Origin of the sequence: Sphingobacterium sp. 40-24, from assembly GCF_001899705.1 — a bacterium.
Classification (GTDB): Bacteria; Bacteroidota; Bacteroidia; order Sphingobacteriales; family Sphingobacteriaceae; genus Sphingobacterium; species Sphingobacterium multivorum.
This window is the reverse complement of the sequence record NZ_MKWH01000063.1, coordinates 39,352-55,186: the sequence shown is the minus strand read 5'-3', so window position 1 is coordinate 55,186 and position 15,835 is coordinate 39,352. Positions and strand designations below refer to the sequence as shown.

15 protein-coding genes are annotated in these 15,835 nt (G+C 40.8%); 8 read left to right on the top strand and 7 right to left on the bottom strand.

Features of this window, described 5'->3' with window-relative positions:
• The first annotated feature begins 3 nt into the window (after positions 1-3).
• Positions 4-1,158, top strand: a complete 1,155-nt coding sequence (gene dnaJ, locus BGP15_RS23695; RefSeq protein WP_286770846.1) for a molecular chaperone DnaJ — start codon at positions 4-6, stop codon at positions 1,156-1,158.
• A gap of 314 nt (positions 1,159-1,472) precedes the next feature.
• Entirely contained in the window at positions 1,473-2,060 is a 588-nt protein-coding gene (locus tag BGP15_RS23690; protein WP_115049011.1) for an outer membrane beta-barrel protein, read from the top strand.
• 66 nt (positions 2,061-2,126) lie between these two features.
• Here BGP15_RS23690 and BGP15_RS23685 read toward each other — a convergent pair whose 3' ends face one another.
• Entirely contained in the window at positions 2,127-2,900 is a 774-nt protein-coding gene (locus BGP15_RS23685) for a C40 family peptidase (RefSeq protein ID WP_286770845.1), read from the bottom strand.
• A 73-nt stretch (positions 2,901-2,973) separates the two neighbouring features.
• On the opposite strand from BGP15_RS23685, the gene BGP15_RS23680 reads away from it, so the two are divergent.
• On the top strand, positions 2,974-3,447 hold the full coding sequence (locus tag BGP15_RS23680; RefSeq protein ID WP_046672897.1) for a universal stress protein: 474 nt from the start codon (positions 2,974-2,976) through the stop codon (positions 3,445-3,447).
• A gap of 77 nt (positions 3,448-3,524) precedes the next feature.
• On the opposite strand, the gene BGP15_RS23675 is transcribed toward BGP15_RS23680, so the two are convergent.
• From BGP15_RS23675 to BGP15_RS23650, 6 genes are read right to left on the bottom strand one after another with little or no spacing between them, the layout of a single operon-like run.
• Positions 3,525-4,700, bottom strand: a complete 1,176-nt coding sequence (locus BGP15_RS23675) for an RsmB/NOP family class I SAM-dependent RNA methyltransferase (RefSeq protein WP_286770844.1) — start codon at positions 4,698-4,700, stop codon at positions 3,525-3,527.
• A gap of 7 nt (positions 4,701-4,707) precedes the next feature.
• Complete coding sequence (locus BGP15_RS23670) at positions 4,708-5,991, bottom strand: ABC transporter substrate-binding protein (RefSeq protein WP_286770843.1); 1,284 nt, start codon at positions 5,989-5,991, stop codon at positions 4,708-4,710.
• Entirely contained in the window at positions 5,948-7,498 is a 1,551-nt protein-coding gene (guaA, locus tag BGP15_RS23665; protein ID WP_286770842.1) for a glutamine-hydrolyzing GMP synthase, read from the bottom strand. Before guaA ends, BGP15_RS23670 begins: the two co-directional genes overlap by 44 nt.
• A 42-nt stretch (positions 7,499-7,540) precedes the next feature.
• Positions 7,541-8,377, bottom strand: a complete 837-nt coding sequence (gene pyrF / locus BGP15_RS23660) for an orotidine-5'-phosphate decarboxylase (RefSeq protein WP_112376356.1) — start codon at positions 8,375-8,377, stop codon at positions 7,541-7,543.
• A 23-nt stretch (positions 8,378-8,400) separates the two neighbouring features.
• Positions 8,401-8,994: a TlpA family protein disulfide reductase gene (locus tag BGP15_RS23655; RefSeq protein WP_286752076.1), complete on the bottom strand. Its 594-nt coding sequence runs from the start codon at positions 8,992-8,994 to the stop codon at positions 8,401-8,403.
• A 15-nt stretch (positions 8,995-9,009) separates the two neighbouring features.
• A complete protein-coding gene (locus BGP15_RS23650; protein ID WP_286770841.1) occupies positions 9,010-9,753 on the bottom strand; it encodes an RluA family pseudouridine synthase in 744 nt (247 codons plus the stop codon).
• Positions 9,754-9,836: 83 nt separating this feature from the next.
• Here BGP15_RS23650 and panB point away from each other — a divergent pair, with 83 nt between their 5' ends.
• The 5 genes from panB to BGP15_RS23625 all read left to right on the top strand — a co-directional run bounded on the left by panB (position 9,837) and on the right by BGP15_RS23625 (position 15,833).
• Positions 9,837-10,652, top strand: a complete 816-nt coding sequence (gene panB / locus BGP15_RS23645) for a 3-methyl-2-oxobutanoate hydroxymethyltransferase (RefSeq protein WP_070561127.1) — start codon at positions 9,837-9,839, stop codon at positions 10,650-10,652.
• Positions 10,653-10,658: 6 nt separating this feature from the next.
• On the top strand, positions 10,659-11,261 hold the full coding sequence (locus BGP15_RS23640; protein ID WP_070561128.1) for a hypothetical protein: 603 nt from the start codon (positions 10,659-10,661) through the stop codon (positions 11,259-11,261).
• An 83-nt stretch (positions 11,262-11,344) separates the two neighbouring features.
• Complete coding sequence (locus BGP15_RS23635) at positions 11,345-11,497, top strand: 30S ribosomal protein THX (protein ID WP_070561129.1); 153 nt, start codon at positions 11,345-11,347, stop codon at positions 11,495-11,497.
• Between the two features lie 184 nt (positions 11,498-11,681).
• Positions 11,682-12,743, top strand: a complete 1,062-nt coding sequence (locus BGP15_RS23630; RefSeq protein ID WP_070561130.1) for an efflux RND transporter periplasmic adaptor subunit — start codon at positions 11,682-11,684, stop codon at positions 12,741-12,743.
• 6 nt (positions 12,744-12,749) lie between these two features.
• The gene (locus BGP15_RS23625; RefSeq protein WP_204991110.1) at positions 12,750-15,833 is read left to right on the top strand and encodes an efflux RND transporter permease subunit; all 3,084 of its coding nucleotides are present in this window, start codon (positions 12,750-12,752) and stop codon (positions 15,831-15,833) included.
• The last annotated feature ends 2 nt before the right edge of the window (positions 15,834-15,835 follow it).

Genomic DNA, 15,835 nt, shown 5'->3' with positions numbered 1-15,835 from the left:
ACGATGTCAAAAAGAGATTATTACGATATACTTGGTGTCTCGCGATCAGCGGACGAGAAGGAGATTAAATCAGCATATCGCAAATTAGCGATAAAATACCATCCGGATAAAAATCCTGGTGATCATGAAGCTGAAGAACAGTTTAAGGAAGCTGCTGAGGCATACGATATCTTGAGCAATCCACAAAAACGTCAACGTTATGACCAATTTGGCCATGCCGGTAATTCTGCAAGTGGTGGTTTTGGCGGTGGCGGCGGTATGAATATGGAAGACATATTCAGCCAATTTGGTGATATCTTTGGTGGAGGACATCCATTTGAAAGTTTCTTTGGCGGTGGCGGTGACCAGCGTGGCGGCCGTCGGGTAGCTCGCGGAAGCAACTTACGCATAAAAGTTAAATTAACACTCGAAGAAATTGCCAAAGGCGTCGAGAAAAAGGTAAAGGTCAACAAACAAGTGGTCTGTCATTCTTGTGACGGATCTGGTGCTAAAGATAAATCTTCGTTCCATACCTGTAAAACCTGTGGCGGATCAGGATCAGTTCGAAGAGTAACAAATACCATCTTAGGACAAATGCAAACAACAAGCACTTGCCCTACGTGTAATGGTGAAGGTGTTGAAATCACGGCAAAATGTACAACTTGTAGAGGTGAAGGACTCGAACGCGGTGAGGAAACAATTGCGATCAATATTCCTGCGGGTGTAAGTGAAGGCATGCAACTTTCCATGAGTGGAAAAGGAAATGCTGCTCCGCGTGGCGGCGTCCCAGGAGATTTAATTATCCTGATCGAAGAAGTACCACACGAAAGTCTAAAACGCGACGGACTAAATGTAATCTATGATCTATACATTAATTTCGTAGATGCGACCTTAGGCACTAGCGTGGAAGTTCCAACAATAGATGGAAAAGCGAAGATCAAAATTGAGCCCGGTACACAAGGCGGTAAAATTTTACGGTTAAAAGGAAAAGGTATTCCCGAAGTCAACTCTTATCACAAAGGGGACCAACTTGTATACGTTAATATCTGGACACCAAAAGCTGTGTCTAACGAAGAAAAAGAATTATTGAACAAACTGAAAGAATCACCAAACTTTAAACCTCAACCAGGTAAAAGTGAAAAATCATTCTTCGAGCGAATCAAAGAATATTTCGATTAAAATCGGTCTTTCAAATACAAAAAAAAGCCATTTGTCCGCTGTTGACAAATGGCTTTTTTTTATCTTCTTACTTGAAATTGACAATTAAAAACAAAAAGTCAGGCCAATATCATTATCGTTAAATAGAAACGATAAAAATAAAAATACACTAAATTTTAACGCGCTGAACCACTATCAATTACCATAATGGCAAAACATCTAGACAATCTAGTGACAAAAAATTAAAATAAGATTTCGATATTTGACTAACAAATTTAAAAAGTCAGGAAGTATTTACTGACTTATTAGAACAAACTATTTTAAATAAAAAAGACATGAAAAAAGTTTTACTAACATTGACTGCCATTGCAGGTTTAACAATAGCAGCACAAGCTCAAACTGAACAAGGAAAAATTATGGTTGGTGGTCAGGTTGGCTTCCAAACTTCTAAAGTTAAAGACACAGACTTCAAAAATAACTCATTCTCAATCAACCCAACAGTTGGTTACTTTGTAAGCGACAACTTGGCAATTGGTACAGGTATCGGTTACAACTGGAGTAAAGATGAAAGTGTTATGGACTTAAGCACAAAAAGAGACGCGTTCCAAGTTTCTCCATTCGTTAGAAAATACTCTGCTAATGGTCCATTAAGATTTTTTGCACAACTATCCGTACCAATGTCTTGGGGAAAAACTACCGTTGAAACCAATAACGTAAAAGCAGAATCAAAATTTGAGAACTACGGTGTCGAATTGGCTCCAGGTTTGGCATATTTCCCAACAAGCAAAGTCGGTATCGAACTAAAAGTTAGAGGTTTATACTATAATTATAATAATAACAAAACAGCTGATAGAGCAACAAATACATTTGGTTTAGACGCAAATTCATTAGCGCCAACTTTAGGTGTACAATTCCACTTCTAGTCAGTACGGAATTTAACAATAGGAAAGGCTATAATTACTTATAGCCTTTTTTTATGTCCTTCGCGATCATGTATACCGTTTAACAATCCGTAGTTTGTGGGTGTAACGGTTCTGTTCAGTATTAAAAATGCCCTCCGTATCCATCCGATCGACACGCACTTTCGCTGAAGCGTGAATAATCGTATCGCGATCCAGCATAATCCCTACATGGGTAATCCTTCCTTCGGCGTTATCGAAAAAAGCCAAATCCCCTACCCGTATTTCCGAAACAAAATCCACTGTCTGCCCCATCTCCGCCTGCTGGTAAGCATCGCGAGGTAATGAAAGGTCAAAGCAACTATAAATCAATTGGGAGAAACCGGAGCAATCAATTCCCCATTGTGAACGTCCACCCCATAGATAAGGAACGTCCTTATAACTTAAGGCCAATCGCACCACCTCGGTTTCAAATTGCTCTTTGGTAAAGGTATTGATACTACCTTGATACGTTAATGTCAATGGCGATAAATTGAAGGTATTCCCTGTATTTAGATAAAGCTTGGTACCATGACAGAGCTGAAATTGTGTTGTATCGGTAAAAAGAACTCCACCCTCCCGTCCAACGATAGTAGGTTTTCCACTCAGATAATGTTGCCTATCCAAGTCGTTTAATTCCTGAAACTGTCCGTTTTGAATCCAACCCAAATAGTCCGTTTCCAATAGACGTATTGAGGTCCAATCGGCCTGTTCATCAAGGATCTCAAAAAGTTCTCCAAACAATACCTGAGAAACCATTTCACTGTGGTGTGCCTGTTCTGAACGTAACGGAACGAGAGCTAGTGTACAAATACCATATTTCATGTGCTAAACAAAACAAAATCGTCAAAAATGTGATTATATATTATATGACGAAGATAAATTAATTATAGTAGAAATGGACAATACAAACTCAAAATTCAAAAGGATACTCGTCGCTGTCGACGACGAACCATGCTCAGAGAAGGCGATACTATATGCCAAAGAAATGGCCGCAGTATTTGGAGCCTCCATAGCGCTTGTCACTGTTGTTCCCCCTACTTCTCCGGCCAACTTTGGCGCGGATCCACTATTAGGTCAGCAACCTATCATTGTTCCGGAAGTATCGGAAATGGAACAGGATAATGCACAAAAATACCTTGAGAAAATAAGCCGCGAGTTTACAGGTGCAGGCGAAGTTTATCTTTTTAATCGAATCGGATCCATTAAAGAAGAAATTCTGGCGGCATCCCATGAGTGGTCCGCCGATCTTATTATTATGGGGACCAATGGACGGACTGGCTTTGACCATTTCATTTCTGGTTCCGTATCCGAGTCAGTCATTCGCAAATCAACTTGCCCTGTGCTCGTTATTCCCAGTAAATGTGACTGATACTAAATGATTTCTACATATAAAAGGCTATTTTTTCCAATGAAAAAATAGCCTTTTGCTTTTATTGCTTCTGAAAATTACCTTTTAATCAATCGCGCCACAAACATACTATCCGCTTTCTCTTCATAACCTTTCAAATAGTCCATGCGTTCGATTTCAAAACCAAAATTATCCACAATGTAATTGACAACATCTTCATTTTCCGCTTTAAAAATGGAGCAGGTTATATAAATCAAAGGCTTGCCCACCTTAACATGTCCTACTACATTACTTGCAATATTTTTTTGTAGTGCATTGAATTCGCCAATCTTAGCAGCCCGAAACTGTCTAATCATTTCTGGTGTACGCCCCCAAGTCCCCGATCCTGTACAAGGCGCATCCAATAACACCCCATCAAATCGTTCGCTCCCAAGAATTGCAAAGGTATCCTTGGTAAGATCGAGTATTTTCTTTCGGTAATGCTTTATTCCGGCACGGTCAAAACGTTCATCGAGATTTCGGAGAATACTCATGCGAACATCGGATACCAAAAGATTGACAGTCGGACAATCATCCATCAATAAGAGAGATTTGCCACCAGAAGCTGCACACGCATCCCACCAGGATTCCTTTTCAGCTGGATCCATATAATCCAACGTGCGCTGTGAAGAAAGATCCTGCACTTCTATCATCCCATCCAACACATCAAATCGCTGCAAAGATGTTCCATTATTCAAGGCAATAGTCTGATCGCCAATCATGGAATAAGGAATCTGATTGTTATCCAAAATAGCGCACACGACTTTTGTCTTTCCGCGTTTCACCCGAATATATAAATAAGGCTGGATCAACTGGCTCTCTAAAAATTGTACCATGTCGATCTCATCAGAAATATGATCCGTAAATGGAAAGAGGTCATTCAGGTTAAAAACGCCTTCTGATTCCAGAAATGCAATTTTGTCCTTCAGTGGTTGCTGGATCTTATCGCTGTACGAAGGCTCAAAAAGAGCCACCAAGGGGCTTTCGTGTTCACACAGGAATTCCGCAAGCACCAATCTACGCTGTTGTGACAGCTGCGAAGCTGCCGTTCCCAGACGAAAATAATTATAACATAAACGGGAAGTAGCCTTGCGATCGGATGATCCCATTTGCTTATTCAGCTTAAAAAAAGTAGTCAAATAACGCGAAAAGGGTTGATCCGCTTCAAAACCATCCATTGCCCGCTCAAAATTACGTATTTGCTGATGAACACGTCTTTCACTGAATTCCGCCATTCAAAGATTATTTTCTTTCAAATTTTTTGTTGTGATAAACCATCATACCCAAAGCTCTATTGGCATAGCCCCATTTTGGATAAAATTCAAATTTGTAATCGCTATTCAATCCCGAAAACTTATCCTGCGTCATTCGGCTAACATAATCTACGCCATATTTGTGGATCAATCGACCGAAATACAACGCCGCGTCATAACCTTTATAAGAAAATTCAGACGGGTCCACTTTATAAGCCGATTTATAATTTCCAATAAATTTACGGGTATCACTATCACTCTCATTCACCAAGTTGGAAGAAGTAATAGTAAGTCCATAAAAATCCATATTTTCGAAATTCTCATACGAAAGCTTAGCCATGTTTGGATGTCCATACAACTTAAATTGATTACCTGGATTCAAAAAGCGTTCGTCCATCTTATCCAATAAAGCTTTAACAAGATTCTTATTGGCTGTACCACTTACAATATGATTTGAACCGGTCAAGACAAGACTATTATCCAGTTCAGCAAGATTATAAACCGTTTTCACTTTTGCCTGTGCATTGGCTTTTGAAATTTCGCTAACAAAATTAACTAGAAACTGTTTGCTTTCATCGTCACCGGCATCGTATACTAATATTTGATCACCCGTATAGTATTGATCAGCAACATATTTCGCCAATGTCTCGGAATGTGTTCGAATAGAAGGTGTTATGGAAACCAAATTAGGTAAGCTAAATTCAGAAGCCATAGTGGCCGCCAAGGGAGAAACTTGCAGCACATTCTTATTTGCAAATGTTTGCCCAAAGCTTTTTATCTCACGTGGATACACCGGGCCCACCACAAGTACGGCATCCTTCACATTGACCGCTGTCCCCAAGGTCGCATTATAGGCAACATTGTCTCGAGAATCAATTACTTGTAAATCAAATAAAGCGCCCTCTTTGGCAATTTTGTCAAGGCCCAACTGAAACCCCTGATAAAAATCAAGTGCCAGGGAAGAACGCTGCACATCTTCTTTTGTAATTGTACCGGCAATACCACTTAACTCAAATGGCAATAGTAGTGCTATTCGATTATTCTTCACGGCGTGCCCATTGACATTTTGCACATCGCCCACTTTGGCAATCGTCGTTTCTTTGTCAACAGCCGGTTTAGTCACAGCAGTTTGCTGTTCGCCTTGACCAGAGGAAGGCGAACGCAATACTGTGCTTTTTTTGGTTGTACAGCTTGCAAGGCATAATGCTACAAGTGCCGCAACCCATATTTTATTCCCACTCAATTGTAGCGGGCGGTTTTGAACTGATATCATATACAACTCTGTTTATTCCTTTCACATGGTTGATAATTTCATTTGAAATTTTTGCCAACAGGTCATATGGTAAATGTATCCAATCCGCAGTCATTCCATCAAGAGAACCAACTGCGCGTAAGCTAACAACATGCTCGTAAGTACGCTCGTCACCCATCACGCCTACAGAACGCACTGGCAAGAAAATTGTACCAGCTTGCCATACTTTATCGTACCAGCCAGCTTCCTTCAGATTATTGATAAAGATCGCATCAGCCTCTTGTACAATACGTACACGCTCAGGCGTAATATCACCTAAAATACGAATTGCCAAACCTGGTCCAGGGAAGGGATGTCTGCTTAAAATTGCCTGATCCACTTCTAAAGCTTTTCCTACTCTTCTTACTTCATCTTTAAACAACGTTTTAAGTGGTTCTACGACTTTCAATTTCATAAAATCAGGTAAACCACCAACGTTATGGTGTGATTTGATTGTTGCTGAAGGTCCTTTCACTGAAACCGACTCGATAATATCTGGGTAAATTGTGCCTTGTCCCAACCATTTCGCTTCAATTCCCTCAGGTAATTCCTTTTGGATTTCTTTTGCAGCTTCATCAAAAACATCAATAAATGAATTACCAATGATTTTGCGTTTCTCTTCTGGTTCAGAGATCCCAGCTAATCTACCATAAAATAAATCCTTGGCATTTATTCCTTTAATATTTAACCCCATATTTTTGTAAGAATCCAATACCTGCTCGTATTCATCTTTACGAAGCAGACCATGATCTACGAAAATACAATGTAAATTTTTTCCAATTGCTTGGTGCAACAATACCGCTGCTACTGTCGAATCTACGCCCCCTGACAAAGCCATGATAACGTGATCGTCACCCAATTGTTCTTTCAAAGCGGATACTGTTGTTTCAACAAATGCGTCTGGTGTCCAATCCTGTGCACAACCACAAATGTTTACAACAAAGTTTTTTAATAAGATAGCACCATCTGTACTGTGTGTTACTTCCGGATGGAATTGTATACCATAGGTACGGGTGCCTTTTACTTGATAAGCTGCAACGCGCACTTTATCCGTACTTGCAATAATATCAAAATTTGCAGGAACTTCTTTGATGGTGTCTCCATGTGACATCCATACCTGCGATTGAATGGGTACTCCTGCCAATAATTCATTCTCGCTATTGACAAACTGCAGATTTGCACGACCATATTCACGAATTTCAGACGGCAACACTTCACCTCCTGATTTTTGAGCAATGTATTGCGCTCCGTAACAAACTCCTAAAAGTGGGAAACGATCCTGAATAGCAACAAAATCAATTTGTGGTGCATCTTCTTGTCTAACAGAATAAGGACTTCCCGAAAAGATAACACCTTTTACGGTATCGTCAAAATCTGGCAATTTATTGAACGGGTGTATCTCACAATACACATTTAGTTCTCTGACACGTCTAGCGATTAACTGTGTGTATTGAGACCCGAAGTCTAGAATTATAATTTTTTCTGGCATGCTGCAAAGGTAAGTATTACGAATGAATTATTAAATGTCAAATCAGGAAATAATGCCTGCTTTTAACAGTTCTACTTCCATTTCTTTCTGTAGAATCAGCGCTTCCTCCCGTGCCCTTTCAGCGAAATCACGTCCGTTTGAGGCATAGATAATTCCCCTTGTGCTGTTTACTAAAAGCCCGCAATCTTTGTTCATACCAAATTTACAAACATCTTCAAGCGAGCCGCCTTGTGCCCCCACTCCTGGAACCAATAAAAAATGATCTGGTGCATGTTCTCTAATTTTAATAAAGCCCTCCCCACGTGTTGCTCCGACCACATACATCAAATTGTCAGGTGTACCCCAAGTATTGACTTTATCGATCACCTGTTCGAACAATTGCAATCCTTCTTTGTTTTCAAAATTTTGAAAGTCCAGGCTACCTTCATTTGATGTCAACGCAAGTACGATTGCCCATTTATCGTTAAAATCCAAAAATGGTGTCACCGAATCCTTCCCCATATAAGGTGCGATAGTAATACTATCAAATCCAAGTCCAGACGTCTTTTCATCAAAAAATGCCATCGCATAACGTCCCGACGTATTACCGATATCGCCCCTTTTTGCGTCAGCAATACTGAAACAATCCTTTGGCAACGCAGCCCAGGTTTTTTGAAGCGACTGCCAGCCTTTAATGCCATAACATTCATAAAACGCAATATTAGGCTTATAGGCAACACATAAATCAGCTGTTGCATCTATGATAGCCTTATTAAAGCTATAGATCGGATCCTCATCATCTAAAAGATGCTCCGGGATTTTGGTGAGGTCTGTATCGAGTCCGACACATAGAAATGAGCGTTTCGCTTTTATTTGATGAATAAGTTCTGCTCTTGTCATACTATATTTAGAGATCTTAAAAATTATTTATTGATTAAATCTTGCATAAATTTGCCTACATCCGGACTTGAATAATCCGCCATACCTTCATGCCGTGTCGCGATCTTACCCGCTTTGTCCAATATTACCGTTGATGGAATCGGCCCCGAGAGCCATTCTTTTGGAATATCGCTATTTGGAAAACTAATTGGCAGGGTCAACTGCTGTTCTTTCATGAAAGCCTCAGCCTTAGCCCTGTCGCCTTCAATCTCCACAATTAAAAACACCATATTTGGGTCATCTTTATACCGCTCATAGAGTACATTGATCGAAGGCATTTCGGCACGACAGGGAGCACACCAGGTTGCCCAAAAATTAATAAAGACCACTTTTCCCTTCAGATCCGCCACCTCGATTGTTTCTCCCCGCGAATTGACAAAGGAGACATGATTGAATGAAGCCTCTGGAGCCCGCCTGTCGGATTCTTTAGTAGCTGAAACAAGCTCCAGTTTAGGGTTGAAAAAACCCAATTTCATTAAAAATTGCTGAAAATAACTTCTACTTGTTGGCCAGATCAACAAACCGATGAGCAGTACAAATACAACGTTTCCGATGATGTTTCTTGTCTTTGGACTCATTAGGCAATCCCGGTATTAAGCATCGAACTTATCCAACAGCTTCAATAAGGTCGCAAAATCCTTTGGATAAGGTGCCTCAAAAGCCATCTTAACTCCATTCAACTCAAATTCAACCTGTTTTGAATGGAGTGCAAATCGTTTTATAATAGGCTGCTCCTCTTCATCTTTGGACAATGTATATCCCCTTTTCTTAATTTGGGACAAATACACAGGTTTACCGCGATACATGTCATCCCCCACGATAGCGGCATGTTGTGTGGCGAGGTGAATACGGATTTGGTGCATACGTCCTGTAATAGGTTTACATTCCACCAAAGTATAATTCTTATAGTATTTGATCGAATTGAAGATGGTCTCGGCCGGTTTACCGTTTGCACGGTCAATAGATACGTTTTTATTGCCCTGGTTCAAGATGGGTAAATCGACAAGCAAGTCCTGAAAAGTATGTGTACCTCCTATGACCGCATGATAAACCTTATTCACTTTTCTTTTTTCAAATGCAATGGAGATTGTACGGTATGTTTCTGGATTTTTTGCAATTAGTAAAATACCCGAGGTCTCTTTATCCAGGCGGTGGCACACCTGTGCATCAGGATGATATTTCTTCGCCAAACGAAGAATATTGACCTCCCCTCCCTCACGTTCATCTAACGAAGCGACAAACGGCGGTTTATTGATAACGATCAAATTTTCATCCTCATGGATGATTAATTCTGAAAATTTGGGGAATTTAAATAGACGAGTCTCATTTTGTATCATTCTGCAAAAATACAAAACACAAGGCAGAATATTGGTCAATGTATGATAAAAAGCTTACTTTTGAACACACAATATAAGTTAAGATGTCTGTAAACAAAGAAATGAAACGAGTAAGCACAGCAATGCTGCAAGCCATGAAAGAACGTCAGGAAAAGATTTCTATGCTTACAAGCTATGATTACTCCATGGCCAAAATGGTCGATCAAGCCGGTGTTGACGTTATTTTAATTGGAGATTCTGCTGCTAACGTATTCGCTGGCTACGAAACTACCTTGCCTATCACCCTAGATAATATGATCTACCATGCCGCTGCCGTTGCTAGAGGTACCGAACGTGCCATGGTATTAGCAGATTTGCCATTTGGATCTTATCAGGGCTCCGCCAATGAGGCCTACAATGCAGCTGTACGCATGATGAAAGAATCAGGTGCGCACGCATTGAAACTAGAAGGAGGTCTTGAAATCATCGAAAACATCAAAAAAATCATTGCCGGAGGCATCCCTGTATGTGGACACCTGGGCTTGACTCCCCAATCCATCAATAAATTTGGAAATTTTGGTGTGCGGGCGAAAGAAGAACAAGAAGCCGCTAAATTAATAGACGATGCCCTCGCTTTACAGGAGGCGGGCTGTTTTGCCATTGTTTTGGAAAAGATACCTGCAAAATTAGCTAAAACAGTTACCGAAAAATTGGTGATTCCAACAGTTGGTATTGGAGCTGGACCGGATTGCGATGGACAAGTCCTTGTGGTTAACGATATGCTGGGTATGAATGCTGATTTCAAACCAAAATTTATGCGTCATTTCGCTAATTTGCACGAACAGATCACAACTGCAGTAGCTCATTATGTGGCCGAAGTAAAAGCGGTACAGTATCCGAACGAAGACGAACAATATTAGAAAAATATGCGGTTTTTGATCATTGGACTTATTATTCTTATTGCTTATCTGGTGATACGCAAAAAATTCAATCTATTTGGGTTTACCGAGGATATGTCCAGAAATTTAAAATCAGGTTTTCAGTTGATTGAAGCTTCATCTCCGGTCATCCAGGCAAATCTAAAGAAGAGCGTTTCCAACGCCATGATGGGGGTTGTCCTCATTTTGATCACCGTCTTGCTGTTCATGAAGATAAAAATTGTCCTGTTCCTGCTTCCGATTGCCTTTTTCCTGCTGGGTTATCTTTTTCTGTTCAACAACCACTTTAGTAAGCTCAAAAGCCAGCAAATCTGGTACAATGCCAAAACCAATGAAGTTTTTATTGAACAGCTCAAAGGAGAAAATTATGCTTTTAACATGTTTAAGGACATAGAAGCCGTTCAGAAAATCGAATCAATTCAAACGACCAAAGGTTTATTATACGGCTACTACCGTCTCAAGTTAAAGAACAAAATAGTAGAGATCCCCTATTTGGTCGCCGAAAACAAGCCGGTCAATAATTTATTTTTCGACACCATTAACCAAAATTTCACCATAACTGTTCAAAAACGTATTTTTCCAATCATTTAAAAATGAACAAATTGAATATCTAAAAAGAATGTGGTATATTTAGGTAATTAATAAAATTTGTTAAAACCAAAATATTTCACACTATGGGAAAAGGTGACATCAAGACCAGAAGAGGAAAAATATCGAATGGTTCTTTTGGAAAAAGAAGACCACATGTATCGAAAACTGCAATCAAGGCGGAAGTAAAACAAGAGGCTCCAAAAGAAGTCCAACCAAAAGCAAAATCAAAGAAATAGTAAACAGGAAGCTAGAAAGTTATTTCTAGCTTTTTTTATTTCCAACCATTCGCGCTCGTCCATTTCGCTGTCCATTTGCAAAGTTTTCGTGGTATTGTAAAATCCTTTTGACAACTGATATCGGCATAATAATAAACCTATATTTACCTGTTAAATGTAAAAAGTACATAAGAGACTATATCGTATGAATAAAAAATCGATCATTTACCTCCTTTTGGCCTGTGCTGTGTTTGGAGGTGGATACTTTCTGATAACTGCTAAAAAAGATAAAAAAGAAGCTGATAAGCCCAATGGAAAAAAAGATATGCCCGTCCCCGCACAGGCTATCATTGCCAAATCTTCCGTCGCCGATAGATCCATTAATCTCTCGGGAAGCATTGACGCAGAAGAGCAGGTTGAAATCAGAAGTGAAGTAAGTGGTCGAATCACCAAAATCTATTTCTCTGAAGGACAGCGCATCAAACAGGGCGAGCCCTTGATCAAGATCGATGATATTGAGCTGCAGGCACAATTAAGACAAGCGCAAACAACAAATCAGCTGAATGCCGAAAATGAACGTCGGGCCAAACTGCTGTTGCAAAAAGGAGCAATCAGTCAGGAAGAGTTTGATATTGCCAGTGCAGCCTTAAAAACCTCCTTAGCACAGATCCAGTTGATTCAGGCACAAATATCCAAAACAACCATCCGCGCCCCTTTTAGTGGCATGATTGGACTTCGGAACATTTCCGTAGGTGCCATTGTCTCATCCAGTACCCTGATTACAAATTTAGTGAAGGACAATCTTGTCAAAGTTACTTTTGCAGTGCCCGAAAAATACAGCAATATAGTTAAAATAAATATGCCCATTGAGTTCAGTGTAGCCAACGACCCAACGATCATTACAGCAAACATTTACGCTATTGAACCACAAGTATCACTTAACACCAGAACACTCACTGTCCGCGCCAGAGCGACGAACGATCAGGGCAAATTGAAAGTCGGATCCTTTGTTAACGTTATTGTGCCGATCGAAGTGGAAAACGATGCGATATCCATTCCTACAGAAGCTATTGTTCCCGTACAGGACGGAAAGAAGGTCTTTGTACTACAGCACGGCCTCGCCAAGGAAGTGAAGGTTGAAACAGGTGCACGTACCGACAAGGACATCGTTATTCTATCTGGCATCAGTGCCGGCGACACCGTTTTAACCACGGGCGTCCTGTCTTTAAAAGATGGAGCAAAAGTTAAGGTATCATTAGCTAACTAGTTGTACATGAATTTATCTGCAGTTTTTATTAAACGCCCTGTTTTAACTATTGTCGTCAATATTACCATCATCTTGTTTGGCTATATTGGTTTTAGTTTTCTGGGCGTACGCGAATACCCCTCCATTGACCCCGCCATTGTTTCTGTCAGAACAAATTATGCCGGTGCCAATCCTGATATCATTGAATCTCAGATTACCGAGCCACTAGAGAAGGCCATAAACTCGATCGATGGTATTCGTAACATCTCTTCTTCGAGTAACCAGGGATCCAGCAATATTACCATCGAGTTTGATTTAAAAAAGAACCTGGAGGAAGCCGCAAATGATGTCCGGGATAAAGTATCCCAAGCCGTCCGAAGCCTACCACAGGATATTGATGCTCCACCGGTGGTATCCAAAGCCGATGCGGATTCCGATCCCATTATTACGTTGACATTGCAAAGTGAGACACGCGACAAACTGTCGCTGAGCGACTACGCCGAAAATGTGATTTCTGAAAGGTTACAAACCATCCCCGGCGTCAGCAGCACACAGATCTATGGCCAAAAACGTTACGCCATGCGGCTATGGCTCAATCCTGACCGTATGGCTGCCTATGGTATCACTGCCTCAGATATTCGTACGGCATTAAATAATCAGAATGTTGAATTACCTTCGGGAAAAATTGTCGGAAACACAACCGAGCTCACCGTAAAAACTATAGGCAACCTGTCTACCCCCGAGCAATTCAACAACATCATTCTAAAAGCCGACAGCAGCCGTATCGTCAAGTTTACCGATATTGGTCGGGCCGAAATAGACGCTGAGAATCTCGAAACAAAAATGGTGAGTAATGGTAAACAGCTGGTCGGTATTGCCATTATTCCGCAACCAGGGACAAATTACCTTGATATTGCCAACAATTTTTATAAAATGCTCGATCAGATCAAAGAAGATCTGCCGCAGGATATTATACTCAACATCGCTTCTGATAATACGACATTCATTAAAAAATCAGTTGAAGAAGTCGCCGAGACACTCCTGATTTCGATCATACTGGTCACCCTAATTATTTATTTTTTCTTTCGCGACTGGGGCATAGCGTTACGTCCGTTATTGGATATTCCGGTATCCTTGATTGCGACATTCTTTATTATGTATATTTTTGGTTTTTCCATCAATGTACTGACGCTACTCGCTATTGTACTCGCGACGGGGCTTGTCGTCGACGACGGGATCGTTGTTACCGAAAATATCTTCAAGAAAGTTGAAGAAGGAATGTCTCCAATTGAAGCCGCGCTAAAAGGGTCTAAGGAAATATTCTTCGCTGTTATTTCCATTTCAATTACACTTGCAGCGGTATTTTTACCGGTTATATTTCTTCAGGGCTTTGTGGGAAGGCTGTTCCGGGAATTTGGTGTCGTCATCGCCTCGGCCGTATTGGTTTCGGCATTTGTTTCCCTCACCCTTACACCGATGCTCAACGCTTATCTGATCAAAGGTGGTGGCCACAAAAAGACGAAGTTTTACGATTGGACAGAACCCATGTTTGTCAAAATGAATAAAGGTTATGCCAAGGCTCTGGAAAAATTCATGAAATTCAAATGGATAAGCTTTCCAATTCTGATCCTATGTTTTATCATTATTGGTATCCTTTTCTCCTCCATTAAAAAGGAAACAGCGCCTTATGATGACAGAAGTAACATCTCCGTCAATGTAACAGGTCCTGAAGGTGCCACCTATGAATACATGGATCGCTACATGCAGGAATTGGACAAATTGGTCTACGACTCCATTCCTGAAAACAAAATCAGTTTAAACATTACCTCTCCGGGTTTCGGCGCGAGCTCAGTCAACTCCGGACGTATACGGATGACTTTGGTTGATCCTGGTGAGCGCAAAAAATCACAGGACGATATTGCCAAGGAGCTCACTAAATGGACAAAACAATACGATGCCGTACGCGTCAATGTTTCGCAAACGCCAACGATATCCATGAATCGAAGAGGTGGACTACCTGTTCAGTACATTATCCAAGCACAGAATTTTGAAAAACTTCAGGAAAAGATTCCCGAATTTATGAATGAGGTCAACAGCGATCCAGCATTCTCGACAACGGATATCAACCTGAAGTTCAACAAACCCGAACTGCATGTCGAAATTGATCGTCTGAAAGCACTTAGTCTGGGTGTTTCCGTACTTGACGTTTCACAGTCCCTCCAATTGTTGTTAAGCGGTCAACGTTTCGCCTATTTTATGCGTGATGGCAAACAATATCAGGTCATAGGCCAAGTTGAAAATGACCGTAGAGCTACACCGACAGACCTTGCTTCAATTTATGTACGTAATAACATCGGTCAGCTTATCCAGTTAGATAACGTCGTAAGCGTCAGGGAAGAAAGCAGTCCACCCCAACTCTACCACAATAACCGGTACATGTCGGCTACAGTTTCAGCTGGCTTGGCGCCAGGCATGAGCATGAGCGACGGAATTGCAGCAATGGATCGCATAAAAGAAAAGGTACTCGACCAGAGCTTCACCACCGACCTTAGTGGTGAATCACGTGACTTCGTTGAAAGTAGCTCCAATACCTTATTTGCTTTTGGTCTTGCTTTATTGCTTATATATCTAATCTTGGCGGCCCAATTTGAAAGCTTCCTCGACCCATTTATCATTATCCTGACGGTGCCTATGGCCGTTGCCGGTGCACTAATAAGTCTATGGCTATTTGATCAAACCTGGAATATCTTCAGCCAAATTGGAACGATTATGCTTATCGGTCTAGTGACCAAAAATGGTATCCTGATTGTTGAGTTTGCCAACCAAATGCGTGAAGAAGGCATGGAAAAATTTGAGGCAATTATGCACTCTGCCGAATCACGCCTCAGACCGATCCTAATGACAAGTTTGGCCATTGCCTTGGGTGCATTACCGATTGCCATGTCACTTGGAGCTGCCTCAACGAGCAGAATTGGTATGGGAGTTGTGATCGTTGGTGGTACAATATTCTCCCTTATCCTAACCTTGTTCATTATCCCGGCGATCTATTACATGTGGTCAAGACAAAAAAAACATAGACCGGAATTTGATAACATTAAAAGCTACGAATAATA